Source organism: Burkholderia sp. BCC0506 (genome assembly GCF_902833145.1).
In the GTDB taxonomy this organism is placed as follows: Bacteria; Pseudomonadota; Gammaproteobacteria; order Burkholderiales; family Burkholderiaceae; genus Burkholderia.
This window is the reverse complement of sequence record NZ_CADFEN010000010.1, coordinates 217,868-244,847: the sequence shown is the minus strand read 5'-3', so window position 1 is coordinate 244,847 and position 26,980 is coordinate 217,868. Positions and strand designations below refer to the sequence as shown.

General features: G+C 68.8%; 23 protein-coding genes. 6 read left to right on the top strand and 17 right to left on the bottom strand.

From position 1 onward, the window contains the following. Nucleotides 1-21: 21 nt before the first annotated feature. From HWX62_RS23450 to HWX62_RS23440, 3 genes are read right to left on the bottom strand one after another with little or no spacing between them, the layout of a single operon-like run. A complete protein-coding gene (locus HWX62_RS23450; protein ID WP_175927705.1) occupies nt 22-1,545 on the bottom strand; it encodes an efflux transporter outer membrane subunit in 1,524 nt (507 codons plus the stop codon). Next, complete coding sequence (gene bpeB / locus HWX62_RS23445; RefSeq protein ID WP_175985240.1) at nt 1,545-4,745, bottom strand: efflux RND transporter permease BpeB; 3,201 nt, start codon at nt 4,743-4,745, stop codon at nt 1,545-1,547. Before bpeB ends, HWX62_RS23450 begins: the two co-directional genes overlap by 1 nt. 15 nt (nt 4,746-4,760) lie before the next feature. Then, entirely contained in the window at nt 4,761-6,035 is a 1,275-nt protein-coding gene (locus tag HWX62_RS23440) for an efflux RND transporter periplasmic adaptor subunit (protein WP_175927707.1), read from the bottom strand. 317 nt (nt 6,036-6,352) lie between these two features. Here HWX62_RS23440 and HWX62_RS23435 point away from each other — a divergent pair, with 317 nt between their 5' ends. Further along, nucleotides 6,353-6,994 (top strand): TetR family transcriptional regulator, encoded by a 642-nt coding sequence (locus HWX62_RS23435; RefSeq protein WP_175927708.1) that lies wholly within the window; start codon nt 6,353-6,355, stop codon nt 6,992-6,994. 37 nt (nt 6,995-7,031) lie between these two features. Here HWX62_RS23435 and HWX62_RS23430 read toward each other — a convergent pair whose 3' ends face one another. After that, complete coding sequence (locus HWX62_RS23430; protein WP_175927709.1) at nt 7,032-7,697, bottom strand: cysteine hydrolase family protein; 666 nt, start codon at nt 7,695-7,697, stop codon at nt 7,032-7,034. A gap of 152 nt (nt 7,698-7,849) precedes the next feature. Between HWX62_RS23430 and HWX62_RS23425 the strand changes: the two genes are divergently transcribed. Further along, entirely contained in the window at nt 7,850-8,929 is a 1,080-nt protein-coding gene (locus HWX62_RS23425; protein WP_244136082.1) for a helix-turn-helix domain-containing protein, read from the top strand. Between the two features lie 70 nt (nt 8,930-8,999). Here HWX62_RS23425 and HWX62_RS23420 read toward each other — a convergent pair whose 3' ends face one another. The 6 genes from HWX62_RS23420 to HWX62_RS23395 all read right to left on the bottom strand — a co-directional run bounded on the left by HWX62_RS23420 (nt 9,000) and on the right by HWX62_RS23395 (nt 14,381). Next, nucleotides 9,000-9,707 carry an SRPBCC domain-containing protein gene (locus HWX62_RS23420; protein WP_175927711.1) on the bottom strand — a complete coding sequence of 236 codons (708 nt, stop codon included), beginning with the start codon at nt 9,705-9,707 and terminating at the stop codon, nt 9,000-9,002. A 28-nt stretch (nt 9,708-9,735) separates the two neighbouring features. Beyond that, on the bottom strand, nt 9,736-10,095 hold the full coding sequence (locus HWX62_RS23415; protein WP_175927712.1) for a DUF427 domain-containing protein: 360 nt from the start codon (nt 10,093-10,095) through the stop codon (nt 9,736-9,738). A 127-nt stretch (nt 10,096-10,222) separates the two neighbouring features. Then, nucleotides 10,223-10,660 (bottom strand): carboxypeptidase-like regulatory domain-containing protein, encoded by a 438-nt coding sequence (locus tag HWX62_RS23410; RefSeq protein ID WP_175927713.1) that lies wholly within the window; start codon nt 10,658-10,660, stop codon nt 10,223-10,225. Nucleotides 10,661-10,763: 103 nt separating this feature from the next. Then, nucleotides 10,764-12,245: a DegQ family serine endoprotease gene (locus HWX62_RS23405; RefSeq protein WP_175927714.1), complete on the bottom strand. Its 1,482-nt coding sequence runs from the start codon at nt 12,243-12,245 to the stop codon at nt 10,764-10,766. Between the two features lie 123 nt (nt 12,246-12,368). Then, the gene (locus HWX62_RS23400) at nt 12,369-13,715 is read right to left on the bottom strand and encodes an ATP-binding protein (RefSeq protein ID WP_175927715.1); all 1,347 of its coding nucleotides are present in this window, start codon (nt 13,713-13,715) and stop codon (nt 12,369-12,371) included. 3 nt (nt 13,716-13,718) lie between these two features. Beyond that, nucleotides 13,719-14,381 (bottom strand): response regulator, encoded by a 663-nt coding sequence (locus HWX62_RS23395; protein WP_175927716.1) that lies wholly within the window; start codon nt 14,379-14,381, stop codon nt 13,719-13,721. Between the two features lie 187 nt (nt 14,382-14,568). Here HWX62_RS23395 and dacB point away from each other — a divergent pair, with 187 nt between their 5' ends. The 3 genes from dacB (at nt 14,569) to HWX62_RS23380 (ending at nt 18,574) form a co-directional block, all read left to right on the top strand. Further along, nucleotides 14,569-16,101 (top strand): D-alanyl-D-alanine carboxypeptidase/D-alanyl-D-alanine-endopeptidase, encoded by a 1,533-nt coding sequence (dacB, locus tag HWX62_RS23390; protein ID WP_175927717.1) that lies wholly within the window; start codon nt 14,569-14,571, stop codon nt 16,099-16,101. A 322-nt stretch (nt 16,102-16,423) separates the two neighbouring features. Then, entirely contained in the window at nt 16,424-17,338 is a 915-nt protein-coding gene (locus tag HWX62_RS23385) for a sterol desaturase family protein (RefSeq protein WP_175927718.1), read from the top strand. 96 nt (nt 17,339-17,434) lie between these two features. Further along, nucleotides 17,435-18,574, top strand: coding sequence for an SGNH/GDSL hydrolase family protein (locus HWX62_RS23380; protein ID WP_175927719.1), 1,140 nt, complete (start codon nt 17,435-17,437; stop codon nt 18,572-18,574). Nucleotides 18,575-18,663: 89 nt separating this feature from the next. On the opposite strand, the gene HWX62_RS23375 is transcribed toward HWX62_RS23380, so the two are convergent. The 6 genes from HWX62_RS23375 to pyk all read right to left on the bottom strand — a co-directional run bounded on the left by HWX62_RS23375 (nt 18,664) and on the right by pyk (nt 25,482). Further along, a complete protein-coding gene (locus HWX62_RS23375) occupies nt 18,664-19,692 on the bottom strand; it encodes an L-threonylcarbamoyladenylate synthase (protein ID WP_175927720.1) in 1,029 nt (342 codons plus the stop codon). A gap of 11 nt (nt 19,693-19,703) precedes the next feature. After that, the gene (locus HWX62_RS23370) at nt 19,704-20,915 is read right to left on the bottom strand and encodes a 5-(carboxyamino)imidazole ribonucleotide synthase (protein ID WP_175927721.1); all 1,212 of its coding nucleotides are present in this window, start codon (nt 20,913-20,915) and stop codon (nt 19,704-19,706) included. Nucleotides 20,916-21,003: 88 nt separating this feature from the next. Further along, nucleotides 21,004-21,525, bottom strand: coding sequence for a 5-(carboxyamino)imidazole ribonucleotide mutase (gene purE / locus HWX62_RS23365; RefSeq protein ID WP_006413303.1), 522 nt, complete (start codon nt 21,523-21,525; stop codon nt 21,004-21,006). Between the two features lie 16 nt (nt 21,526-21,541). Next, entirely contained in the window at nt 21,542-22,432 is an 891-nt protein-coding gene (locus HWX62_RS23360) for a phosphoribosylaminoimidazolesuccinocarboxamide synthase (protein ID WP_175927722.1), read from the bottom strand. Nucleotides 22,433-22,665: 233 nt separating this feature from the next. Further along, the gene (gene fba / locus HWX62_RS23355; protein WP_175927723.1) at nt 22,666-23,730 is read right to left on the bottom strand and encodes a class II fructose-bisphosphate aldolase; all 1,065 of its coding nucleotides are present in this window, start codon (nt 23,728-23,730) and stop codon (nt 22,666-22,668) included. 315 nt (nt 23,731-24,045) lie between these two features. Continuing rightward, nucleotides 24,046-25,482, bottom strand: coding sequence for a pyruvate kinase (pyk, locus tag HWX62_RS23350; protein ID WP_175927724.1), 1,437 nt, complete (start codon nt 25,480-25,482; stop codon nt 24,046-24,048). Between pyk and HWX62_RS33225 the strand changes: the two genes are divergently transcribed. Further along, nucleotides 25,481-25,609, top strand: a complete 129-nt coding sequence (locus HWX62_RS33225; RefSeq protein WP_268991145.1) for a hypothetical protein — start codon at nt 25,481-25,483, stop codon at nt 25,607-25,609. The two genes, pyk and HWX62_RS33225, sit on opposite strands and share 2 nt — an antisense overlap. A gap of 157 nt (nt 25,610-25,766) precedes the next feature. Here HWX62_RS33225 and HWX62_RS23345 read toward each other — a convergent pair whose 3' ends face one another. After that, the gene (locus HWX62_RS23345) at nt 25,767-26,963 is read right to left on the bottom strand and encodes a phosphoglycerate kinase (RefSeq protein ID WP_175927725.1); all 1,197 of its coding nucleotides are present in this window, start codon (nt 26,961-26,963) and stop codon (nt 25,767-25,769) included. Nucleotides 26,964-26,980: the final 17 nt, after the last annotated feature.

Below are 26,980 nucleotides of genomic sequence, written 5' to 3'. Positions count from 1 at the left end.
CGCGCCTGCCCTTCTTCGCGCTTACCCGTTCGTCGCCGTTGCCGATGCAGGCGCAGGCGCGGCCGCCTTGTCGTAGTCGACCGGTGCATCCGGTGCGCGCGGCACTTCGCCGGCGCGCTGGATCCAGCCGCCGCCCAGTGCGCGGTACAGGTCGACCAGATTCGTCCAGCGTGCCAGACGGGCATTGATCAACGACTGCTGCGCGGCGTACAGATCCGTCTGCGCGGTCAGCACCGTCAGGTAGCTGTCGACGCCATTCTTGTAGCGCAGGTCCGACAGGTCGAAGCGGCGCTGCTGCGCATGCTCGTTGCGCTCGAGCGCCGCGATCTGCTGGTCGTACGTGCCGCGCGCGGCGAGACCGTCCGCCACTTCGCGGAACGCCGACTGGATCGCCTTCTCGTAGTTGGCAATCTCGATGCGCTTCTGCACATGCGCGAGGTTCAGGTTCGCGATGTTCTGTCCGCCTTCGAAGATCGGCATCGTGATCTGCGGCGCGAACGACCATGCCGCCGTACCGGCCTTGAACAGGCCGCCGAGCGTCGGGCTGCCGGTGCCGAACGCGCCCGTCAGCGAGATCTTCGGGAAGAACGCCGCGCGCGCCGCGCCGATGTTCGCGTTCGCGGCCAGCAGCGCCTGCTCGGCCTGCATCACGTCCGGACGGCGCGTGAGCAGATCCGACGGCAGGCCGGCCGGCACGTCCGTCAGCAGGTTCTGCGCGTCGAGCGGCATGCCCGCCGGCAGATCGTCCGGCAGCGGCTCGCCGATCAGCAGCACCAGATAGTTCAGCGCCTGCGCACGCGCACGCGCCTGCGCCTGCTGGTTCGCGAGCGCCTGCTCGACCACCGTCTGAGCCTGCCGCAGCTCGAGCTCGGAGCCCGTGCCGTTGTCGAAGCGCAGCTTCGTCAGGTCGTACTGCCCCTGGGCGGACTTCAGCGTGTCTTCCGTGACCTTCAGCAGCTCGTCGGTCGACAGCAGCGTCAGGTACTGGTCGGCCACCTGCGACACCAGCGAGATTTCCGATGCCTGCCGGGCATACGACGTCGACAGGTATTGCGCGAGCGCCTGGTCCTTCAGGCTCTGCACGCGGCCGAACAGATCGAGCTCCCACGACGCCGACAGGCCGACGTTGTAGGCGCGCGAGATGTACGGCGCCCCCGTCTGCGACAGCCCCTGCGGCACGCGCTGGATATTGCCCGTGCCTGTGCCGTCGAGCGTCGGGAACAGCCCGGCGCGCGTGATCTGGTACTGCGCACGCGCCGCCTCGATGTTGAGCACCGACACGCGCAGGTCGCGGTTGTTCTTCAGCGCGATCTCGATGAGCCGCTGCAGGCGCGGATCGACGAAGAACTCGCGCCAGCCGATGGCAGTCGCCGCCTGGCCGTTCGCGCTGCGCGCGCCGGCCGCACCCGGCTGCGTCGCGTAGACGCCGCCGGCCGGGTACGCCTGCGCGACGGGTGCGTCGGGCCGCTTGTAATGCGGCGCCATCGTGCAGCCCGTGGCAAGGAGCGCGACTGCGATTGCAGTCAAAGCGTGTTTTTGCATCATCACTGTCCCTTGTTGCCTTCGTCGCCGTTGCCCGGCTTCTCTTCGTGGTGCGAGTGCTCCTGAGCCAGGCGCAGCGCCTCGTCGACGTCTTCCTTCTCGCCGCTGAAGATCGCACGGATCTTCACGAAGAACATCGGGATCATGAAGATCGCGAGGAACGTCGCCGTGATCATCCCGCCGATCACGCCCGTACCGATCGCGTGCTGGCTCGCCGAACCCGCACCGTTGCTGATCGCGAGCGGCAGCACGCCGAGAATGAACGCGAGCGACGTCATCAGGATCGGACGCAGCCGCAGGCGCGCCGCTTCCAGCGCGGCCTCGATCGGCCCCATCTTCTCCGTCTGCTGCAGTTCGCGCGCGAACTCGACGATCAGGATCGCGTTCTTCGCGGACAGGCCCACGGTGGTCAGCAGGCCAACCTGGAAGAACACGTCGTTCTCGAGGCCGCGCAGCGTGGCCGCGAGCAGCGCGCCGATCACGCCGAGCGGCACGACCATGATCACCGAGAACGGGATCGACCAGCTTTCATACAGCGCCGCGAGACACAGGAACACGACGAGGATCGAGATCGCATACAGGATCGGCGCCTGCGAGCCGGACTGAATTTCCTGGAACGACAGGCCCGTCCACGAATAGCCGATACCGACCGGCAGCTTCTTCGCGAGCGTTTCCATCGCGGCCATCGCCTGACCGGTCGACTTGCCCGGCGCGGCCTGACCCTGGATTTCCATCGCCGACACGCCGTTGTAGCGCTCGAGCTTCGGCGACCCGTAGATCCAGTGGCCGCTGGAGAACGCACTGAATGGCACCATCCCGCCCGAGCTGTTGCGCACGTACCAGATGTTCATGTCTTCCGGCGTCATCCGGAACGGCGCGTCGGCCTGCACGTACACCTTCTTGATCCGGCCGTCGGTGTCGAGGAAGTTGTTCACGTACTGCGACGCCCACGCGATCGAGAACGTCTGGTCGATCGCATCCGCCGTCACGCCGAGCGCATTCGCCTTCTCGCGGTCGATGTTGACCTTGTACTGCGGCGTATCGTTCAGGCCGTTCGGACGGACACCCTGCAGCGTCGGATCCTTCGAAGCCATCCCGAGCAGCTGGTTACGTGCGGCCATCAGCGCGTCGTGACCGAGACCGGCGTTGTCCGTCAGCTCGAAGTCGAAGCCGGCGGCCGTACCGAGTTCCGGAATCGACGGCGGGTTGAACGGAATCACGAGCGCGTCCTTGTAGCCCGCGTAGCGCCCGAACATCCGGCCGATCAGCGCCTGCACCTTCTGGTTCGCATGCTGACGCTGCGCATAGTCCTTCAGGCGCACGAACACGAGACCCGAGTTCTGGCCGCGGCCCGCGAAGCTGAAGCCGTTGACCGTGAACGCCGACTCGACGATTTCCTTCTCGTCCTTCAGCAGGTAGTCGGAAATGTTCGCGAGCGTCTTCGCGGTCGTTTCCTGCGTCGAACCCGACGGCGTCTGCACGATCACGAACATCAGGCCCTGGTCTTCGTCGGGCAGGAACGACTTCGGCAGGCGCACGAACAGCAGCCCGACCGCGACGATCACGACCAGATAGATGATGAGCCAGCGGCCCGAGCGCTTGATCACGTGGTGCACGCCGACGTGGTACTTGTCGCGGCTGTTGTTGAACGTGCGGTTGAACCAGCCGAAGAAGCCCTTCTTCTCTTCGTGATGCCCTTGCGGGATCGGCTTGAGGATCGTCGCGCACAGCGCCGGCGTCAGAATCAACGCGACCAGCACCGACAGCACCATCGCCGACACGATCGTCAGCGAGAACTGACGATAGATCGCGCCGACCGAGCCGCCGGAGAACGCCACCGGCACGAACACCGCCGACAGCACGAGCGCCACGCCGACGAGCGCGCCGGTGATCTGGCCCATCGCCTTGCGGGTCGCCTCCTTCGGCGACAGCCCCTCTTCCGCCATCACGCGCTCGACGTTCTCGACCACCACGATCGCATCGTCGACCAGCAGGCCGATCGCGAGCACGAGACCGAACATCGACAGCGTGTTGATCGAGAAGCCGACCATCGACATGATCGCGAACGTACCGAGCAGCACGACCGGCACCGCGATCGTCGGGATGATCGTCGCCCGCAGGTTCTGCAGGAACAGATACATCACGAGGAACACGAGCACGATACCTTCGAGCAGCGTCTTGACCACTTCCTCGATCGACAGCTTCACGAACGGCGTCGTGTCGTACGGATACTTGACGACCAGGCCGTGCGGGAAGAACGGTGCGAGCTCGTCGATCTTCGCGCGCACGGCCTTCGCGGTCGCGAGCGCGTTCGCGTTGGTCGCGAGCTGGATACCGAGTGCCGCGGTCGGCTGACCGTTGTACTTCGTGTCGAAGTTGTAGTTTTCGCCGCCGAGCTCGATCTTCGAGACGTCCTTCAGGCGAACCTGCGAGCCGTCCTGGTTGACCTTCAGCAGGATGTTGCCGAACTGCTCGGGCGTCTGCAGCAGCGTCGATTCGGTGATCGTCGCTTGCAGCATGGTGCCCGGCTTCGCCGGCGTGCCGCCGATCTGGCCGCCCGCGATCTGCACGTTCTGCGCGGCGATCGCCGAGCTGACGTCGACCGGCGTGAGGCCGTAGTTGGTCAGGCGGTTCGGGTCGAGCCAGATCCGCATCGCGTACTGCGAGCCGAACAGCGTGACGGTACCGACGCCGTTCAGCCGGCTGATCGGATCCTTCACGTGCGACGCCACGAAGTTCGCGAGGTCGTACTTGTTCATGCTGCCGTCTTCGGAGTTGAAGGCGAGCACCAGCAGGAAGCTGCTGCTCGACTTCGTGACCGACAGACCGAGCTGCTGCACGACCTGCGGCAGAACCGGCGTCGCGAGCGACAGCTTGTTCTGCACCTGGACCTGCGCGATGTCGGCGTTGGTGCCCGGCGCGAAGGTCAGCGTAATCGTTGCGTTGCCCGAGTCGTCACTCGTCGACGACATGTACAGGAAGTTGTCGAGACCGCTCATCTGCTGCTCGATCACCTGCGTCACCGTGTCTTCCACCGTCTTCGCGGAAGCGCCCGGGTAGTTCGCGGTGATCTGGATCGATGGCGGCGCGATCGTCGGATACTGCGAGATCGGCAGCGTGAAGATCGCCGCAACCCCGGCCAGCATCAGGATGATGGCGATCACCCACGCGAAGATCGGGCGATCGATAAAAAACTTTGCCATGAAGCAGGCTCCCTGTTATTGCGCGCTCGACGCAGCGGCGGCACTCGCCGGCGCGGCGCCCGATGCGGCGGCACCGGAAGCGGCAGCGGCGCCGGAACCGGCAGCGGCCGGCGCGGCGGGGGCAGCAGCGCCCGAGGCGGCATCGGCCGCCGGCGCGAGCTGCGCGGGGACCGTCTTCACGGTCGCGCCCGGGCGCACCTTGTCGACGCCCTGCACGATCACGTGATCGCCCGCCTGCAGACCGCCTTCGACGATCCAGTTCTGGCCTTGCATGCCGGTCGTCTTCAGCGGACGCGGCTCGACCTTGTTGCTGGCGTTCACCACCATCGCGATCGCCTGCCCCTTCTGGTCGTGCGTGACGCCGATCTGCGGCACCAGGAACGCGTTCTCGTTCACGCCTTCCTCGATCCGTGCGCGCACGAACATGCCCGGCAGCAGCACGCGGTTCGGGTTCGGGAACACCGCGCGGATCGTCACCGAACCGGTGGTCTGGTCGACCGTCACGTCCGAGAACTGCAGCTTGCCGGCTTCCGAATAGGTCTTGCCGTCTTCCAGGATCAGCGATACCTTCGCCGCGCCCGGGCCGCTCGTCTTCAGGCGCCCGCTCTGCACGTCCTGGCGCAGCTTCAGCCCTTCGAGGCTCGACTGCGTGAGGTCCACGTACACCGGATCGAGCTGCTGCACCGTCGACATCAGCGTCGCCTGGCTCGCCTGCACGTACGCGCCCGGCGTCACCTGCGAGATGCCGACGCGGCCGGTGATCGGCGACACGACATCCGTGTAACCGAGGTTGATCTGCGCGGTGTCGACCGCCGCCTTGCCGGCCGCGACGTCCGCCGCGGCCTGCCCTTGCGTGGCGACCGCGTTGTCGTAGTCCTGCTTGCTGACCGCGTTCGCGGCGACCAGCACCTTGTAGCGCGCGACCAGCGCGTTCTGCGTGACGAGGTTCGCCTGCGCCTTCGCGAGCGTCGCCTTCGCACTGTTCAGCTGCGCGATGTACGGCGCCGGATCGATCTTGTAGAGGCGCTGGCCGGCCTTCACGTCGGTGCCTTCGGTAAATTCGCGGCGCAGCACGATGCCGTCGACCCGCGCGCGAACCTGCGCGACGAGGAACGCACTGGTGCGGCCCGGCAGTTCGGTGAAAACCGGTACGGCTTGCGGCTGGACGGTGACGACGCCGACTTCCGGCGTTTGCGGCGGCGGTGCCGATTCTTTTTTCCCGCACGCGGCCAGGAAAACGGCGGCCGTCGCGACAGTGATTAAGCGGTATGGAACCCGTTCGACGCGCATGGAGCGACCTCTGTGTATAACCAATGGAATAAGTGCCGCGCCCGACCGGAGCGCAACACGGATGCGCCTCGCGGCGCAGATCGAACACCTGAATTACGGACTGCCAGATACAGCACGTCGGCACGAGACCTCCGTGCCGACGGGGATGCCGCGTATTGTATATACATTCACGAATGTATGTAAAAAGCCCGTTTGTACTCCGTCGACCGTTCAGTCTTACAGATTGTTACCAGCAGCAAGCATAGCCGGTCTGCATGACGGCGGCGAGGGGTTACGGACCCTATATTCACCGACGATCGATCCAATCAGGCCTGCACATGGTCAGACGTACCAAGGAGGAGGCGCTCGAGACACGCAATCGCATTCTCGACGCCGCCGAACACGTGTTCTTCGAGAAAGGCGTGTCGCACACGTCGCTCGCGGACATCGCCCAGCACGCCGGCGTGACGCGCGGCGCGATCTACTGGCATTTCGCGAACAAGAGCGAGCTGTTCGATGCGATGTTCGACCGCGTGTTCCTGCCGATCGACGAACTGAAGCGGATGCCGCACGACGCGCCGGGCGGCAATCCGCTCGAGAAGGTGCGCCAGATCCTGATCTGGTGCCTGCTCGGCGTGCAGCGCGACCCGCAGTTGCGCCGCGTGTTCAGCGTCCTGTTCATGAAGTGCGAGTACGTCGCGGACATGGAGCCGCTGCTGCAACGCAACCGCGCGGGGATGAGCGAGGCGCTGCACATGATCGACGCCGATCTCGCGGTAGCCGTGGGGCTCAAGCTGCTGCCCGAGCGGCTCGACACGTGGCGCGCGACGCTGATGCTGCACACGCTCGTCAGCGGGTTCGTGCGCGACATGCTGATGCTGCCCGACGAGATCGACGCCGAGCAGCATGCGGAAAAACTCGTCGACGGCTGCTTCGACATGCTGCGCTACAGCCCGGCGATGCTGAAGGACCGCGACTGACCGCGCGGCGCATCGCGCCCCCCGGCGCCGTGCCGGGTCAGGCCGCCTTCGCGCGCCGCGCGCGGGCCCGCCGGTTCGACGCGGCCACCGAGTCGCGCGCCGGCACCGGCGCGCCGGCGAGTCCCGCGATCCACGCGTCGGTCGACATCACCGCCGCGAAATTCGACTGGAACACCACCGCATACGCGCGGTGAATCTCTTCGGCGCTCGCCGCGCCCGCTTCGTTCTCGTAAGGCAGCGCGCCCGTCGCGTCATTCAGGTACTCGACCTTCAGCCCCGCATGCGCCGCGTGGTAGACCGTCGACGCATTGCAGTTGTGCGTCATGTAGCCGGCCACCGTGAGCGTGTCGATCCCGTGCGCATCGAGCCACGCGGCGAGATCGGTGCCGGCGAACGAGCTCGCCTGCGCCTTCTCGATCCGGTGCGCGTACGGCCGGCTCGCGACCACCGCGTGCAGCGCGACGCCGTCGGTGCCGGGCGCGAAGATCGGCGCGCCGGCCGGCGCGACGTGCTGAACCACGATCACCGGCACGCCGGCCGCGTGCGCGGCGTCGATCGCGCGGCCGATGTTCGCGAGCGACACGTCGAGCGGCGGATATTCGATCGGCAGGTTGCCCGTCACGTATTCGTTCTGCACGTCGATCACGATCAGTGCGCGGCGGGCAGCGGGACGGGAAGCGAAATGGGGGACGGCGTTCGACATGACGGGCTCCTGGTCGGGAGGCGCTGCCCCGCCCCGGCGCGGGGCGGCCAGCAGCGCGATGCGATGCATTGTCGGGCCGCGCGACCGGCGCCGATAGTGGCCCGATGGCCATTCTTCGATAGAATCGGGCCATCGCCTCCGCGGAGTCCGCCATGCTCGCCGCCGCCTCGTCCGCCTCGTCCGCCTCGTCCGCTTCGCCCACCTCGCCCACCTCGTCCGCCTCGCCCACCTCGTCCGCTTCGTCCGCCTCGTCGGTTCCGACCGTCGTCGCCGTGATCGCGTACGACGGCATCAGCCCGTTCCACCTGTCGGTGCCGTCGATCGTGTTCGCGAAGGAACGCAACGCGGCCGCGTCGCCCGCGTTCGAGTTCCGCGTCTGCTCGGCCGAGCGCGGCCCGCTCGCGACGACGGGCGGCTTCACGATCACCGCGCCGCACGGGCTCGACGCGCTCGACGATGCGGACATCGTGATCGTGCCTTCGTGGCGCGACCCGGACGAAGCGCCGCCCGACGCGCTGCTCGATGCCGTCCGCGCGGCCGCCGCGCGCGGCGCGCAGCTCGTCGGCCTCTGCCTCGGCGCCTACGTGCTCGCGGCGGCCGGCCTGCTCGACGGCCGCCCGGCCACCACGCACTGGGCGTGGGCCGAGGATTTCGCCCGGCGCTTTCCGCGCGTGAACCTCGATCCCGACGTGCTGTACGTGGACGACGGCAACCTGATGACGTCGGCCGGCACGGCCGCGGGCCTCGACTGCTGCCTGCACGTCGTGCGCCGACGCTTCGGCTCGGACGCCGCGAACCGGATCGCGCGCCGCCTCGTGATCCCGCCGCATCGCCAGGGCGGGCAAGCCCAGTACGTGCCGCAGCCGGTCGCCGCGCACCCGCGCGACGCGCGGCTCGCGGGCCTGCTCGACTGGGTGCGCGCCCATCTCGACGCCGCGCACAGCGTCGATTCGCTCGCCGAACGCGTACTGATGAGCCGGCGCACGTTCACGCGCCGCTTCCGCCAGGCGACGGGCACGACCGTCACCGCATGGCTGCAGGCCGAGCGGCTCGCGCGCGCGCAGCATCTGCTCGAAACCACCGGACAATCGATCGACGCGATCGCGCAGGCGGCCGGCTACGGCTCGAGCGTGTCGCTGCGCCAGCATTTCGCGGGCGCGCTCGGCACGTCGCCGTCTGCGTATCGAAGGGAGTTTCGCGGCGCCGGCGCCGGTGCCCACGCGGGGCGGTAACAGCCGCCGCGCGGGAAGCAGGCAGCCGCTCAGGGCCTGTTCGCGCCGATAACGGGGTTGCCGCCGGCTCCTAGCCGCCGTTGATCCAGCGCGTCGCGTAAAGCAGCAGCGCGACGAACACGATCATCGCCGCCCAGGCCCATACGGGCACCGTGCCGGAATCGCGATGCGGGAGCGCGGTCGCGGCACGCCCGCTCAGCGCGCCGCCCAGATGCGGCGATATCGAACGTTTCGTCGCGGCCACCAGCGATGCCGGCCGCAGAAATACATGCTGGCGCCGCTGCGCGGCGGCGCTCGCACGATTCGGCGCGAGCCCGTGCTTCGCCTGCACGACCGCGCAGAATTCGCGGAAGAACGTGTCGGTCCATTCGCGCAGCGCATTGTCGATCTGCCGCGCCGGCAACTCGGCGAGCGGCCCGCTCGCCGTCGCCCAGACCACGTACTCGATTCGCGTGGCCGTCGCATCGTCATCCGGCATCAGCACGAGTTCGACCTGGCCGCGCAGCGCGCCGAGGCCGTCGGCGCGCGCCTTGAAGTTGAGCACGCGGCGCGGCTGCCCTTGCGCGTCGCCCTGCTCGGCGACCGCATGCGCGCGCACGTCGTAGCGGGCACGCAGCGGGCCGAGCGGTACCGTGATCGTCAGCGCGAACTCGCCGTGCGCGAGCTTCACGAACGATTCGCAATGATCGAAGCTCGCGCGCAGCAGCGCGAGATCCTCCAGCGCATCCCGCACGACAGGCGGCGCGAGCGGTACGCGTAACGTGTCGTTCAGTTCCATGACGCCTCCCCGATGAACGCACGCCGCATCAGGACGTCTCGACGAGACTGTCGACCCGTGCGACGTCGAAGGCGACGTAGTGCGCGAGCACGGCCGCCGCCTCCTTCGGTTCTTCGTAACTCCATGCGGCGTTCTCGATCACGCCGTCTTCCGTCTGCAAGTCGAAATGCACGGCTTGCCCCCTGAACGGGCAGGCCGTCGTGACGCCCGATTTCACGAGCCGGCGCATGTTGACGTCGCGGCGCGGCAGGTAATGGATGTCCGGGAGCCCCGCCTCACGCACGGTCAGCGCGCCGTGCGAATCGGCATAGGTGATGCCGCGGTGGATCACGCGCACGCGATGACGGTTCGGCACGATTTCGAGTCGAGGGTCGGCTGGATCGGACATCGTTTCTCCTTCGGGCGGCCGCCAGGCCGGGCAGGAAACGAAAAAGCCACGGCACGCATGCCGTGGCTTTCATTATGGGCGAAACTTCGTCCGATTGCGCGGCCGGGCCCGGGCCGCGCGCGGTAGGTTACTGCGCGCTCCACTGGAACGCGGCTTTCGCGCCGCCCTTCGCGCCGACCGTGACGGCGCGCGATTCGTCGCTGCCCTGGTACGACGCATGCACCGTATAGCGCCCCGGCGGCACCTTCACGAGCATGTACGGCCCGCGTGCGTCGGTTTTCAGCACTTCGGCGCCCTTGCCGTCGACGATCCGGACATGCACGTCGGCCAGGAACTCGCCGCCCTTGCCGGTGAAGCGCAGCGCCAGCGGCCACTGCGCCTCGTTGCGCTGGAACGCCGTCGATTCGTCCTGCCCGACGCCGCCGGACACGAAGGTGACGTCGCCCTGCTGGCGCGCGGCCGGCAAGCCGTCCGACTGCGCGTACGCGCCGGTCGCGCCGGCTGCGAGGCCGGCGCTCAGTGCCGCGGCGACGGCAAATCGGGACACGTTGCGTAGATATTGCATGGCTCTCTCCTTGGGGTCGGAACACATACGGGCGCAACGTCGCGCGATCGAACGGCGGCGGCGCCCGCCGCGGCCGGTCAGGCCGGCCGTCGGCCGTTGCCGGTCAGCTCAGGTCGACCGGCACGAAGATCTGTGCATTGTCGCGCTGGATCAGCAGAGCAAGACTGTTGCCCGCGCCCTTCACCGCGTCGCGCAACTGCTCGGGGCTCGTGACCGGGCGGCCGTTGACCGCGAGGATCACGTCGCCGGGCTGGATGCCCGCGTTGGCGGCCGGCCCCGTCGCCTGCTGCACGATCAGCCCGTGCGACAGGTTGTCGGCGCTGCGCTCCTGCGGCGACAGCGGACGCACCGCGACGCCCAGGCGGCCCTGCTCGACCGGCCCGCCGTCGTTCGACGCGAGCTTCGCATCGGTCATCGCACCGAGCGTCACGCTGATCGACTTCTTCGACTTGTCGCGCCAGATCTGCAGGTCGGCCTTCGAGCCCGGCTTCAGGTTCGCGATCTGCGCGGGCAGCGACGTCGAATCGGCGACGGGCGCGCCGTTGACCGACAGGATCACGTCGCCCGGCTGCAGCCCGGCCTTCGCGGCCGGCCCGTTCGGGTCGACCGAGCTGACGAGCGCGCCGTCCGGCTTCTGCAGCCCGAACGAGCTCGCGAGCGTCTGGTTCAGCCCCTGCACGGCCACGCCGAGACGGCCGCGGCTCACGTGGCCCGTCTTCACGAGCTCGTCCTTCACCTTGATCGCCTCGTTGATCGGGATCGCGAACGACAGGCCCTGGAAGCCGCCCGTCTGCGAGTAGATCATCGAGTTGATGCCGATCACCTCGCCCTGCAGGTTGAACAGCGGGCCGCCCGAATTGCCGGGGTTCACCGGCACGTCGGTCTGGATGAACGGCGTGTAGTTCTCGTCCGGCAGCGCGCGCGACTTCGCGCTGATGATGCCCGACGTGACCGTGTTGTCGAAGCCGTACGGCGAGCCGATCGCGACGACCCACTGGCCGACCTTGCTCTGCGCCGGGTCGCCGATCTTCACGGTCGGCAGGCCGCTCGCATCGATCTTCAGCACGGCGACGTCGGACTGCTTGTCGGCGCCGACGACCTTCGCCTTGTATTCGCGCTTGTCGGTCAGCTTGACCGTGACGACGTTCGCGCCGTCGATCACGTGCGCATTGGTGAGGATGTACCCGTCGGAGCTGATGACGAAGCCCGAACCGAGGCTCGCGCTCGGCTGGTCGTCCGGCTGCGCGTCGCCGCCCATGCCCGGCACCTGGCCGTAGAAGTGCTTGAAGAACTGGTAGAACGGGTCGCTCGGATCGATCGGCAGCTGCGGCTGCGGCACGCGCCGCGACACCTGCTTCACGACATGCTTCGCGCTGATGTTCACGACCGCCGGGCCGTAGGTCTCGACGAGCCCGGAGAAATCGGGAATGCCGGTCTTGGCGGCGGCTTCGGCCGGCATCATGGCGGCCTGCGCGGGCGTGATGATCTGCGGATCGGCGCGGCGGGTGCCGGCGAAATAGCCTGCCGACAGGGCGGCCGCCACGGCGACCGCGACGGTGCCGCGCGCAAGGAATCGGGTGTTCATCGTAGGACCTCCTCGTTGTTAGGACGCAGCGTAACGACCCTGACTTAAAGGAGGCTTAATCAGCCTTAAGCGAGGCTTAAGCGGCTGCCGGCGCCCGGCCCGCACGCCGTCGCCGGGGCCCCTTCAGACGGATTCGGAACGCTGCGGCGCCGGGGCCGGCATCTCGGCATCGCGGAACACGACGCTGACGAGCAGGCCGCCCGCGGCCGCATCGCCGAGCGACACCGTCGCGCTCTGCTGCGCCGCCACGCGCTTGACGATCGCGAGCCCGAGCCCGCTGCCCGACACGTCGGTGCGTGCCCGCGCCGTGCTGTCGCGATAGAAGCGGTCGAACACGCGCTCGCGCTCGTCGGCCGGAATGCCGGGCCCGCTGTCGGCGATCTGCACGCACGCGCGGCCGGCCGCGTCGCGCGTCAACGACACGTCGATGCGGCCGCCGTCCGGCGTGTACTTCACCGCGTTGTCGAGCAGGTTGCCGAACATCACGCGCAGCGCGCCGACGTCCGCGACGACGCTCGCCGCGTGCGTTTCCTCGAAGCCGAGATCGATGTCGCGCCGCTGCGCGAGCGGCGCGTGCGCAGCCACGCATTCGGCGAGCAGCGCCTGCAGGTCGACCGGCTCGCGCATCGTCGCGCCGTCCGGCTCGGCGCGCGCGAGCGCGAGCAGTTGCTCGGTGAGGCGCGTCGCGCGCGACACGCCGTCCTGGAGATCCGCGATCGCGTCGCGGCGCGATGCATCGTCCTTCGCGCGCGCGACGAGCTGCGCCTGGATCTGCACGGCCGCGAGCGGCGTGCGCAATTCGTGCGCGGCGTCGGCGACGAACGCCTTCTGCGTGTCGAGCGCCGACGACAGCCGCGCGAGCAGCCCGTTCAGCGCGCGCACGAGCGGCTGCACCTCGAGCGGCAGGCGCGCGTCGGGCAGCGGATCGAGCGCTTCCGGCCGGCGCGCCTCGACCGCGCGCGTCACGCGGCCGAGCGGCGCGAGCCCGCGCCCGACGATTCCCCACACGGCCGCGCCGAGGAACGGCAGCAGCACGATCAGCGGCCACAGCGTGCGCAACGCGACGTTCGCCGCGAGCCGGTTGCGCACCGACAGCGGCTGCGCGAGCTGCACGACGTTGTCGCCGACGATCGCGCCGTACACGCGCCATTCGCCGCGATCGGTGCGCTCGGTCGAGAAGCCGAGCTCCGCGCGCGGCGCGATCGGCGCACGCGGATGCGAGAAGTACATCAGCACGCCGTTGCGATTCCAGATCTGGATCACGATGCCTTCGTCGCCGTTGGTGCGCGAGCCGAACACCTGCGAGAACGGCTCCGACGGCAGCGCCGCGGCGATTTCCTGCAACTGGTAGTCGAACAGCTCGTTCGCCTCGGCGAGCGCCTGCCGGTAGATGAGCCAGCCCGCCATGCCCACGCCCGCGACGACGATCGCGAGCAGCCAGATCAGCAATTGATGACGAATCGACCGCACGCGTCAGCTTTCCTTGACGACCATGTAGCCGAGCCCGCGCACGTTGCGGATCAGGTCCGAGCCGAGCTTCTTGCGCAGCGCGTGGATATAGACCTCGACCGTGTTGCTGCCGATCTCCTCGCCCCAGCCGTACATCTTCTCCTCGAGCTGGCTCTTCGACAACACCGCGCCCGGCCGCGCGAGCAGCGCCTCGAGCAGCGCGAACTCGCGCGCGGACAGCGCGACGGGCGCGCCGTCGAGCGTGACCTGGTGCGACGCGGGATCGAGCGTCAGCGCGCCGTGGCGGATCAGCGACTCGCTGCGGCCGGCCTGGCGGCGGATCAGCGCGCGCATCCGCGCGCCGAGCTCGTCGAGATCGAACGGCTTGACGAGGTAGTCGTCGGCGCCCGCGTCGAGCCCCTTCACGCGATCGGCGACGGCATCGCGCGCGGTGACGATCAGCACCGGCAGCGACAGCCCGCGCCCGCGCAGCGCGCGCAGCACGTCGATGCCGTCGCGCTTCGGCAGGCCGAGATCGAGCAGCAGCAGATCGTACGTCTCGCCGCCGAGCGCCGTGAGCGCCGCGTCGCCGTCCTGCACCCAGTCGACCGCAAAGCCGTCCGAGCGCAGCGCCTTGCGCACGCCCTCGGCAATCATTCGATCATCTTCGACAAGCAGAATCCGCATCGCGACAGGCATCCATGGGGCGAGTCAAACACGGCGACCATTGTAGCGCCGCGAATCGCGTGCGCGGCACCGTGCAATGCAACAGTAAGGCGGATTGCATGGGGACCTGCCGCGACTTGTCTCTACAATGTGCGCTTCGGCGCCCCCGCGCGCCCTGCCCGAGCCCCTGCTTTTCCCGTATTCGCCCATGCCGATTTCCGATCTTTCCGCCCGGTTCGCCCCCCGCGCCCGCGTCTGCCTGCGCGCGGCCGCCGTCGTCGCCACCTGCACGGCCCTCGCGTTCGCGCCGCCCGCGCAGGCCCGCAAGCAAGCCCGCAAGGAAGCGCGCAAGACCGCCGTCGTGTCGCCCGCCGCGCGCGCGGCCGGCCTGCCGGCGTCCGTGCTCGTCGCGCTGCAGCGCGCGAAGGTGCCGGCGTCGGCGATGAGCGTCGTCGTCGAGCGCGTCGGCGATCCGCAACCGCTGATCGCGTGGAATGCGAGCCGGCCGATGATGCCGGCCTCGACGATGAAGCTCGTGACGACCTTTTCGGGCCTGTCGATCCTCGGCCCCGACTACCGCTGGCGCACGACCGCGTATACGGACGGCACGGTCGACCCCGACGGCACGCTGCAGGGCAACCTGTACATCAAGGGCACCGGCGATCCGAAGCTCGTGCCCGAAGAGCTGATCGATCTCGTCGACAAGCTGCGCAAGGCCGGCGTCAAGCGCGTGGCCGGCGGCCTCGTGCTCGACAAGAGCTATTTCGCGGCGTCGACGCGCGACCTGCCGTCGTTCGACGACGATGCGAGCGCGCCGTACAACGTCGGCCCCGATCCGCTGTTGTACGCGTTCAAGGCCGTGTCGTTTACGGTCACGCCGGGCGATGACGGCAAGGTCGCCGTCGACGTGCTGCCCCCGCTCGCGAACCTGTCGATCGACAACCAGCTCGTCGAAGGCTCGGGCTCGTGCAGCGCGGCGGCCGCGGCCGCGCGCCCGACGCTGACGGCCGGCGCCGGGATCATGACCGCGTCGTTCGCCGGCGACTACCCGCTGCGCTGCGGCGCGCATACGACCAACCTCGCGATCCTCGATCACACGACGTTCTTCGCGCGCGGCTTCCTCGCGCTGTGGCAGCAGGACGGCGGCACGATCGCGGGGCCGGTGAGCGAAGGCAAGGTACCGGGCACCGCGCGCCCGCTCGCCGTGCATCACAGCCCGGTGCTCGGCAGCATCGTCTACGACATCAACAAGTTCAGCAACAACGTGATGGCGCGCAACCTGTTCCTGACGATCGGTGCGGTCGCCGGCAAGCCGCCCGCGACGCCCGAGCAGTCGAGCCGCGCGATCCAGGCGTTCCTGCAGAAGAGCGGCATCGCGATGCCCGACCTCGTGCTCGAGAACGGCTCGGGGCTGTCGCGCGAGGAGCACGTGAGCGCGCTGTCGCTCGCCGCGCTGTTGCAGGCCGCGAACGCGAGCCCCGTCGCGCAGGCGTTCATCGATTCGCTGCCGATCGCCGGCATCGACGGCACGATGAAGAACCGTCTCACCAACGCGGGCGTGCTCGGCAACGCGCACATCAAGACCGGCACGCTGCGCGACGTGCGGGCGATCGCCGGCTACGTCGCAGGTGCCGACGGCCAGAGCTACATCGTCGTCAGCTTCATCAACCACGATCACGCGGAAGCCGCGCGCGCCGCGCACGACACGCTGCTCGAGTGGATCTACGCGGGCGCGCACTGACGCGCCGCGCAGCCCGCAAGCGGGCCGTCCCGACCGGGCGGGCCCATGCGGCCCTGCGGCGCGTCGCCCGTGAAATGCCGCGCTGCGCGGTTTGAAACGCGCCCGCCACGCGTCGCGCGCACACCGCGCCCCACGAAGCGGGGCCGTACCGCCCGGTCCCGCGCAGTACGGATTCCGTAGAAACCCTGTCCTCAGAGGGAACCCTCTACGCTGCCCCCTCGCCTAGCGCGTGGCGATTGCGTAGGCTGTTGGCCTGACCGATATCTACAACGGGCCGCACGCCCGGCCTCATGGCTTGCAGGGGAACGAAGGAGACACGCCCATGCGATTCGACGTCGAATTGCTTCTGCTCGCGCTGGCGCCCGTCTTCCTGCTCTGCATCGCGTGGGAGGCCTGGCACCTCGCCCGCACCCGTGCGCACGACCACATCTATGCGTGGCGCGACACGCTGTGCAACGCGGCGCTCGCGCTGATGCACCAGGGCGCCGACAAGATCGCGTGGCTGTTCGTGATTCCCGTCTATGCGTACTGCTACCGGCACTATCGTCTTTACACGTGGCACGACGGCTGGCTGTCGTTCGCGGTGCTGTTCGTCGCGCAGGACTTCCTCTACTACGTGTTCCATCGCGCGAGCCATCGCGTGCGCTGGCTGTGGGCCGCGCACGTCGTGCACCACTCGTCCGAGCGGATGAATTTCTCGACCGCCTTCCGCCAGAGCCTGATGTACCCGGTCGCGGGCATGTGGCTGTTCTGGCTGCCGCTCGCGTTCGCCGGCTTTCCGCCGCAACAGGTCGTCGGCATCGTGCTGATCAACCTCGCGTTCCAGTTCTTCGTGCACACGCAGGCGATCGGCAAGCTCGGCTGGCTCGAATACGTGCTGAACACGCCGTCGATCCATCGCGCGCACCATGCGCGCAACCCGCGCTACATCGACCGCAATTACGCAGGCGTCCTGGTGATCTGGGATCGCCTGTTCGGCAGCTATGTCGAGGAGACGCCCGACGATCCGCCGCAATACGGCATCGTCGAGCGGCTCGGCTCGAACAACCCGTTCGTCGCGACGTTCCACGAGTGGGCGTCGCTGGCGTCCGACGCGTGGCGCGTCGGCGGATGGCGCAACAAGCTGCGCGCGATTTTCGGCCCGCCCGAATGGGCGAGCGCTTATCATGCGCAGATTGCCGAGGCCGCGAACCCGGATCCGCGCACCGCGCCGCTGGCGGCCGCGCGCGATCGATAAACCGTTTCAGCCAACGGCCGCCGCGCAGCCCGGAACCGAGCAGGCACGCGGCAGATGAGAAACACATCAGGGCCATATCTACGAGGAGATCGAACGATGCAGACACAACAACACGCACCTTCCCGCAGCCGGCCGCGCATGCTGCGCATCGCGCAGGTCGCGATCGCCGGCGCCGCGCTCGCGCTGCTCGCGGCATGCGGCGGCGGTGACGACAACAACGGCGGCAGCGCGTCGAACACGCCGCCGTCGGGCGTGAAGATGCAGATCGTGTCGTTCGGCGACAGCCTGTCCGACGTCGGCACCTATTCGCAGATCAAGCTCGGCTTCGGCGGCGGCCGCTTCACGACCAACCCGGGCCAGGTATGGACGCAGGACGTCGCGCAGTACTACGGCGACACGCTGCAGCCCGCGAACCAGGGCGGCTTCGGCATTCCGCTGCAGGCCACCGGCGGCCTCGGCTACGCACAGGGCGGCTCGCGCGTGACGCTGCAGCCGGGCATCGGCCATGCGGACGCCAGCGTGCCGAACCCCGACTATGCGCAGGCCACCACCACGCCGATCGCCGATCAGGTCAAGCAGTACCTGACGCAGCACGGCAGCTTCAACGCCGGCCAGATCGTGCTGATCAACGGCGGCGCGAACGACATCTTCTATCAGGCCCAGGTCGCGCAGGCGCAAGGCAATACGCCGGCCGCGCAGCTCGCGGCCGCGCAGGCGATCGGCCTGGCCGCGCAGCAGCTCGGCGGGATCGTCCAGCAGATCGTCGCGGCGGGCGCGACGCACGTGTTCGTCGCGAACGTGCCGGACATCGGCGGCACGCCGCTCGCGCTGCAGGGCGGCACGCAGGCCGCGTTCACGCAACTGTCGGGGCTGTTCAACAAGACGCTCGCCGGCACGCTCGCGGCGCTCAAGGTCGACCCGACGAAGGCCGTGGTGGTCGATTCGTTCACGTGGCAGGACGGCATCGCGGCCAACTACCAGGCGAACGGCTTCAGCGTGTCGAACACCGACACGGCGTGCAACCTGAAGGCGATGGTCCAGGCCGCCACGCAGTACGGCGTCGCGAACGCGACCGCGTTCGGCTCGTCGCTGTTCTGCTCGCCGCAGACCTACACGGTCGCGAACGCGGACCAGACCTACATGTTCGCCGACACGGTCCACCCGACGACGCGCCTGCATGCGCTGTTCGCGCAGTACGTCGAACAGCAGATCGCGAAGTCGGGCGTCGGCAAGTAAGCACCTGGCCACGCGCCCAAACGAAAACGCCTGACCGGTGCGAACCGGTCAGGCGTTTTTTCATTCCCGAGCGAAAGGCGAAAACTGCGTCAGTCGCGCGCTTCGAACGCGGCCGCCGCGCGGCCGAGACGATCGTTGACCGCGATCCATTCGACGGTCTCGGGCAGCTTCTCGACGAGGATGCGCGCAACCTGCGCGCGGTCGAGCGCCCGCAGCATCCCGTACAGGTCGCGTGCATAAGCCTGCGGATCTTCCGGCGCCGCGACGAAATGCACGCCGTCGGCCTGCGCCCAGCGCCCGGCCCGCGACGCGCGGGCGACGAGCGCGACGCGCTCGCCGTCGGTTTGCGCGGCCGCGAGCAGCGGCTCGAGCGCGTCGAACGGCAGCAGCGCGAGCGGCGTGCGCGGCGCGTAATGCGCTTTCAGCGTGCCCGATGCGCGGGGCGCCGTCGCATCGCTGCCGTCCGGCAGCTTCGGCGCGCGGCCGAGCACGTCGGCGATCTGCCGCGGCGTCACGTGGCCCGGGCGCAGCAGCGCCGGGAAACCGCGCGACAGGTCGAGGATCGTCGACTCGATGCCGACTTCCGACGCGCCGCCGTCGAGCACGTGCACCGTATCGCCGAATTCGTCGCGCACGTGCTGCGCGGTCGTCGGGCTCACGTGGCCGAACCGGTTCGCGGACGGCGCGGCCACGCCGCCGTGGCCGCCGCGCCGCGCGCTGAACGCGGCCAGCAGCGCCTGCGCGACCGGATGCGACGGGCAGCGCAGCCCGACCGAATCCTGCCCGCCGCTCACGGCATCCGGAATGCGCGCGTGGCGCTTCAGGATCAGCGTGAGCGGCCCCGGCCAGAATGCATCGATCAGCGCGTGCGCATCGGCCGGCAGGTCGTCGGCCCAGTAGCCGGGATCGCCGCCGGGCGGCAGATGCACGATCACCGGATGGTTCGCCGGTCGCCCTTTCGCCGCATAAATGCGTGCGACGGCCTCCGGATTCGCCGCGTCGCCGCCGAGCCCGTAGACGGTTTCGGTCGGAAACGCGACGAGCTGGCCCGCGTCGAGCAATGCGGCGGCCGCGTCGACCTGGGCAGGCGTCACGGTGTTCGGCAGATCGATGGACATCGGCCGGCGCCTCAGTCGAGCGGCACGCGCAGCAGCTGCGCGCACGCGGTGGCGGCGGCGACGGCTTCGTCGCGCGTCTCGGCCGTGAAGTTCACGTGGCCCATCTTGCGGCCGACGCGCGCTTCTTCCTTGCCGTACAGGTGCAGGTGCGCGGCCGGCATCGCGGCGACCGTGTCCCACGGCGGCGTGACGGCCTCGGCTGTCACACCTACGCCGGTCGCCCCGTTGGGGAACCACACGTCGCCGAGGATGTTCAGCATCGCGGCCGGCGAATGCTGGCGCGGATTGCCGAGCGGCATGCGCGTCATCGCGCGCACCTGCTGCTCGAACTGGCTCGTTGCGCACGCATCGACCGTGTAGTGGCCGGAGTTGTGCGGGCGCGGCGCCATTTCGTTCGCGACGAACGAGCCGTCTTCCAGCACGAAGAACTCGACGCACAGCACGCCGACGTAGCCGAGCGTATCGGCGATCCGCACGGCCGCCCGCTGCGCCTCTTCGACGCGCGCGGCATCGGCCGCCGGCGCCGGCACGACCGTCAGCGCGAGGATGCCGTTGTGGTGCACGTTCTGCGCGAGCGGGAACGCGGCCGAACGGCCGTCCGCGCCGCGCGCGATCAGTGCCGACACTTCGTATTTCAGCGGCAGGCGCTTCTCCAGCACGCACGGCACGCCGCCGAGCGCGGCATGCGCGTCGCGTGCTTCGCGTGCGGTGGCGACGCGCACCTGGCCCTTGCCGTCGTAACCGAGCCGGGCCGTCTTCAGGATGCCCGGCAGCACGGCGTCGAGCGCCGCGTCGTCGAGCGCGGCGAGCGCCGCCGCCGATTCGATCACGACGTGCGGCGCGACCGGCACGCCCGACGCCTCGATGAAACGCTTCTCCGCGATCCGGTCCTGCGCGATGGCGACACAGCGGCCGGCCGGCGCGACGAACGTCGTGCGCGCGAGGAAATCGAGGCTCGCGGCCGGCACGTTCTCGAACTCCGTCGATACGGCCTCGCACAGGTCGGCCAGCTCGGCGAGCGCGGCTTCGTCGTCGTACGCCGCGCGCAGGTGGCGATCGGCGACCGCGCCGGCCGGGCTCGCCGGATCGGGGTCGAGCACGGCGACGCGATAGCCCATCGACTGGGCGGCAAAGCAGAACATGCGGCCGAGCTGGCCACCGCCGACCATGCCCAGCCACGCGCCGGGCAGGATCGGGGAAACGGAATCAGGAGTTGCGGTCATGTCAGTGGTCGATCGCGGCGGAACGCGGATGCCCGCCGCAGTGGGAAAATCCGGCGCCGGCCGCGTCGTGCGGCCGCGCGCCATGCCGTCATTCCAGCGGCGGCAGCACCATCGCGTGCGCGGCTTCGTTCTGGCGCACGCGGAACGCGGCGAGCCGGTTCGCGTAGTCGACCGACGTGCCGGACAGGATCGACACGGCGAACAATGCGGCATTCGCGGCGCCGGCCTCGCCGATCGCGAACGTCGCGACGGGCACGCCCTTCGGCATCTGCACGATCGAGTGCAACGAATCGACACCCTTCAGGTACTTGCTCGCGACCGGCACGCCGAGCACGGGCACCGTGGTCTTCGCGGCGAGCATGCCGGGCAGGTGCGCGGCGCCGCCGGCGCCCGCGATGATCGCGCGCAGCCCGCGCTCGCGCGCCTTCTCCGCATAGTCGAACATCTCGTCGGGCATCCGGTGCGCGGACACGACCTTCGCTTCGTACGGCACGCCGAATTCCTGCAGGATGGCGACCGCATGCTTCATCACGTCCCAGTCGGAACTCGAACCCATCAGCACGCCGACGAGCGGCGCGCTGTGCGTGTGGGCAGTCTGGACTTCACTCATTTTCGTGCGTTCCTTCTCAGGCGAGCGACTGGCCCGTGATGCGCTCGAGCGCTTCCTGGTACTTCGCGGCCGTCTTCTCGACGACGTCGGCCGGCAGCGCCGGCGCCGGCGCCGTCTTGCCCCACGGCTGCGCCTCGAGCCAGTCGCGCACGAACTGCTTGTCGAACGACGGCGGGTTCGTGCCCACTTCGTACTGGTCGGCCGGCCAGAAGCGCGACGAATCGGCGGTCAGCACTTCGTCCATCAGATACAGCTTGCCGTGGTTGTCGAGGCCGAATTCGAACTTCGTGTCGGCGATGATGATGCCGCGCGTCGCCGCGTAGTCTGCCGCTTCCTTGTACAGCTTGATCGAGATGTCGCGGATCGTCGCGGCCAGCTCGGTGCCGATGCGGCGCTCGGTTTCCTCGAACGTGATGTTCTCGTCGTGCTCGCCCATCTCGGCCTTCGCGGCCGGCGTGAAGATCGGCTCGGGCAGCTTCTGCGCGTTCTGCAGGCCTGCCGGCAGCGGCACGCCGCACACGGCGCCCGACGCCTGGTATTCCTTCCAGCCGCTGCCGGCCAGGTAGCCGCGCACGACCGCTTCGATCATGATCGGCTCGAGGCGCTTGACGACCGCCGCGCGGCCCTTGACCTGCTCGACCTCGTCGGCCGCGACGACCGATTCCGGCGCGTCGCCAGTCAGGTGGTTCGGCACGATGTGCGCGAGCTTGTCGAACCAGAAGTTCGCCATCTGGTTCAGCACGCGGCCCTTGTTCGGAATCGGCTCGCCCATCACCACGTCGAAGGCCGACAGGCGATCGGTCGTGACGATCAGGAGCTTGTCGTTGCCGACCGCGTAGTTATCGCGAACCTTGCCGCGACCGAGGAGCGGCAGCGAGCGGAGCGTGGATTCGTAAAGGGTAGACATCGTCTTTTCGCAGATAAGGAGCCAAACAAAAAGGGAAACGCCGTTCCCCGCGGCAGGCGGGAACGGCGGTCTTGCAATGCGTCGGCGAACCGGCGGGCGCCATGCCCGGGCGGTTGCCGGCCGGCCCTCGTTCGGCCGGACGGAACGGCTGCCGGGGCCGGATCGGATCCGGCCGACCGGGCGGCCAGCCCATGCCCGGCGGCAGAACCGGGCGGGGCAATCGTACTACAGTCTCAGCGCACGACCTGGGCGAGCGCGCCCGACTTGTACTGCTCGGCGATCTTGTCGAGCGACACCGGCTTGATCTTGCCGGCCTGGCCTTCGCAGCCGAACGCGAGGTAACGGTCGACGCACACCTTCTTCGCGGCTTCGCGCGCGGGCTTCAGGTAGTCGCGCGGATCGAACTTGCCCGGGTTCTCGACCATGTAGCGGCGGATCGCGCCGGTGATCGCGAGACGCAGGTCGGTGTCGATGTTGATCTTGCGCACGCCGTGCTTGATGCCTTCCTGGATTTCCTCGACCGGCACGCCGTAGGTTTCCTTCATGTCGCCGCCGAATTCGCGGATCTCGGCCAGCAGTTCCTGCGGCACCGACGACGAACCGTGCATCACCAGGTGCGTGTTCGGAATGCGCGCGTGGATTTCCTTGATGCGCTGGATCGACAGGATGTCGCCCGTCGGCTTCTTCGAGAACTTGTACGCGCCGTGCGACGTGCCGATCGCGATCGCGAGCGCATCGCACTGCGTGAGCTTCACGAAGTCGGCGGCCTGCTCCGGATCGGTCAGCAACTGCTCGCGGGTCATCGTGCCTTCCGCGCCGTGGCCGTCTTCCTTGTCGCCCTTCATCGTCTCGAGCGAGCCGAGCACGCCCAGTTCGGCCTCGACCGTCACGCCGATCGAGTGCGCCATCTCGACGACCTTGCGCGACACGTCGACGTTGTACTCATACGACGCGACTGTCTTGCCGTCGGCTTCGAGCGAACCGTCCATCATCACGCTCGTGAAGCCGCTGCGGATCGCGGCCATGCACACGGCCGGCGACTGGCCGTGATCCTGGTGCATCACGACCGGGATGTGCGGATACGACTCGACCGCCGCTTCGATCAGGTGGCGCAGGAACGGCTCGCCCGCATATTTACGCGCGCCGGCCGATGCCTGCATGATCACGGGCGCGCCGACCTGGTCCGCCGCCGCCATGATCGCCTGGACCTGCTCCAGGTTGTTCACGTTGAAGGCCGGCAGGCCGTAACCGTGCTCTGCCGCGTGGTCCAGCAATTGACGCATTGATACGAGAGGCATTGTGGAACTCCTTGGAATGAAAACCGGTGCGCCCTGACGCCGGCGCGGCGCTCGCTCCCCACTGAACCGGGACGGCGCGGCACGGCTGAGCGTCGAATAGCCGCATTTTATCGCGAAGCGCCTCCGATTCCGACCGCCCGGTGGCCCGCGCTCGCAATTTGTTACGTTCGCACGGCACAATGCGGCCAAAAAGGAGAAAAAAAGCCGCGCGGGGCTGCGGACCCCGCGCGGCTTCCGCGCAAAAAGCGGTGCCGGATCGACTTCGGCCGATCCGGGCTGCCGGGCTGGGCCGGCTCGAGGAGGCTCAGCCGGCGCTCAATAGTGCTCGCCGACCCGCACGATCTTCAGCGTGTTGGTGCCGCCCGCCTGCCCCATCGGCTCGCCGACGGTCAGCACGACCATGTCGCCGTGCTGCACGTAACCCTGCTTGACGACGATCTCGAGCGCCGCCTGCAGCGCCGAGTCGCGGTCGCTGTTGAAGTCGACGTGCAGCGGCGTCACGTTGCGGTACAGCGCCATCGTGCGCTCGCTGCCGACGCGCGGCGTCAGCGCGAAGATCGGCACGTGCGTGTAGTGACGCGACATCCACAGCGCGGTCGCGCCCGATTCGGTCAGCGCGATGATCGCCTTCGCGCCCAGGTGATAGGCGGTGAACAGCGCGCCCATCGCGATCGACTGGTCGATCCGCGTGAACGTGCGGTCGAGGAAGTCCTTGTCCAGCTCGACGTGCTCGGACTTTTCCGCCTCGACGCACACCGCCGCCATCGTCTCGATCGTGACGACCGGGTACTTGCCGGCGGCCGTCTCGGCCGACAGCATCACCGCGTCGGTGCCGTCGAGCACCGCGTTCGCGACGTCCGACACTTCCGCGCGGGTCGGCACCGGCGCGTAGATCATCGATTCCATCATCTGCGTCGCGGTGATCACGAGCTTGTTCGACTCGCGCGCCATCCGGATCATCCGCTTCTGCAGCGCCGGCACGGCCGCGTTGCCGACTTCCACCGCGAGGTCGCCGCGCGCGACCATGATGCCGTCGGACGCGTCGAGGATGCTCTGCAGCGCCGGAATCGCCTCCGCGCGCTCGATCTTCGCGATCATCTTCGGCTTGATGCCGTACGGCGCGCCCGCGATGTTCGCGAGCTGGCGCGCCATTTCCATGTCGGTCGCGTTCTTCGGGAACGACACCGCGACGAGGTCCGCGCCGAGCGACATCGCGGTGCGGATGTCCTCCATGTCCTTCGCGGTCAGCGCCGGCGCCGACAGGCCGCCGCCCTGGCGGTTGATCCCCTTGTTGTTCGACAGCTCGCCGCCCACCTTGACGATCGTGTGGATCTCGTCGCCGAGCACGCGCTCGACGGTCAGCACGATCAGGCCGTCGTTCAGCAGCAGCAGGTCGCCCGGCTTCAGGTCGCGCGGCAGCTCCTTGTAGTCGAGGCCGACGCGCTCGTCGTTGCCGAGTTCGCAGCCCGCATCGAGGATGAACGGCTGCCCCGGCACGAGCGTCGTCTTGCCGTTCTCGAACTTGCCGACGCGGATCTTCGGGCCCTGGAGGTCGGCCATGATCGCGATCTCGCGCCCGACCTTGCGGGCGGCCTCGCGCACCATTTCGGCGCGCTGGCGGTGATCGTCGGCCGTGCCGTGCGAAAAATTGAGCCGCACGACGTCGAGGCCCGCCTGCATCATCTGCAGCAGAATCTCCGGCGAACTGGATGCCGGGCCGATCGTGGCGACTATCTTGGTGGCGCGCTGCATGAAACTCCTCATCTGGATCAAGGTGGATGCGCTGGGTGAAACGCTGCGAGAGCCGGAAGCGGCAGGCCCAGCGGCGGCCGTTCCGGAGGGCGTGCCGGTGCTGGCGCCCGGCATCGCTTTGTTCTGAATCCCGTGGTGCTGGTCGGCCGCGTCGCCGGCGGCCGCCGGTGCGCGCGTGGCGGGGTTCGCCCGCGCGGGCGCGCGCTTGCGCTTGCCCGCGCCGGCCGGCTGCGCCGCTTTCGCGGAGCGCGCGGCCTTCGTCGCCCCTGCGCGCGCCGCCACGCTCAGGCCGCCCGCGTTTCGAGCACTTCCACCGCCGGCAGCTTCTTCCCCTCGAGGAACTCGAGGAAGGCGCCGCCGCCCGTCGAGATGTAGCTGACCTGGTCGTGGATGCCGTACTTCGCGATGGCCGCGAGCGTGTCGCCGCCGCCCGCGATCGAGAACGCGGACGATTTGGCGATCGCTTCGGCGAGCGTCCTGGTGCCGTTGCCGAACTGGTCGAACTCGAACACGCCGACCGGGCCGTTCCACACGATCGTGCCGGCCTTCTCGAGCTGGCTCGCGAGCGCGCGGGCCGTATCGGGGCCGATGTCGAGGATCATGTCGTCCGCTTCGATGTCGGCGACCTGCTTCACCGTGGCCGCGGCCGTCGGCGAGAATTCCTTGGCCGTCACGACGTCGGTCGGGATCGGCACCGACGCGCCGCGCTCGCGCGCTTCGTCGATGATCGCCTTCGCCTCGGCGACGAGATCGGCTTCCGCGAGCGACTTGCCGATCGACAGGCCGGCCGCGAGCATGAACGTGTTCGCGATGCCGCCGCCGACGATCAGCTGGTCGACCTTGCCGGCCAGCGACTTCAGGATCGTCAGCTTGGTCGACACCTTCGAGCCGGCGACGATCGCCACCAGCGGACGGGCCGGGTTGCCGAGCGCCTTGCCGAGCGCGTCGAGTTCCGCAGCAAGCAGCGGGCCCGCGCAGGCAACCGGCGCGTACTTCGCGATCCCGTGGGTGGTCGCTTCCGCGCGGTGCGCGGTGCCGAACGCGTCGTTCACGTACACGTCGCAGAGCTTCGCCATCTTCTGCGCGAGCTCGTCCGAATTCTTCTTCTCGCCCTTGTTCACGCGGCAGTTCTCGAGCAGCACGACCTGGCCCGGCGCGACGTTCACGCCGTTCTCGACCCAGTTCGACACCAGCGGCACGTCGCGGCCGAGCAGCTCGGCGAGTCGCTTCGCGACCGGCGCGAGCGAGTCTTCCGGCTTGAATTCGCCTTCGGTCGGACGGCCGAGGTGCGACGTGACCATCACGGCCGCGCCGGCGTCGAGCGCGGCCTGGATGGCCGGCACGGACGCACGCACGCGCGTGTCCTCGGTGATGTTGCCGTGATCGTCCTGCGGGACGTTCAGGTCGGCGCGGATGAACACCCGCTTGCCGGCGAGCTGGCCGGCGGCGATCAGGTCGGTAAGACGCTTGACTTGGCTCATGTTGAACAGATTGAAGT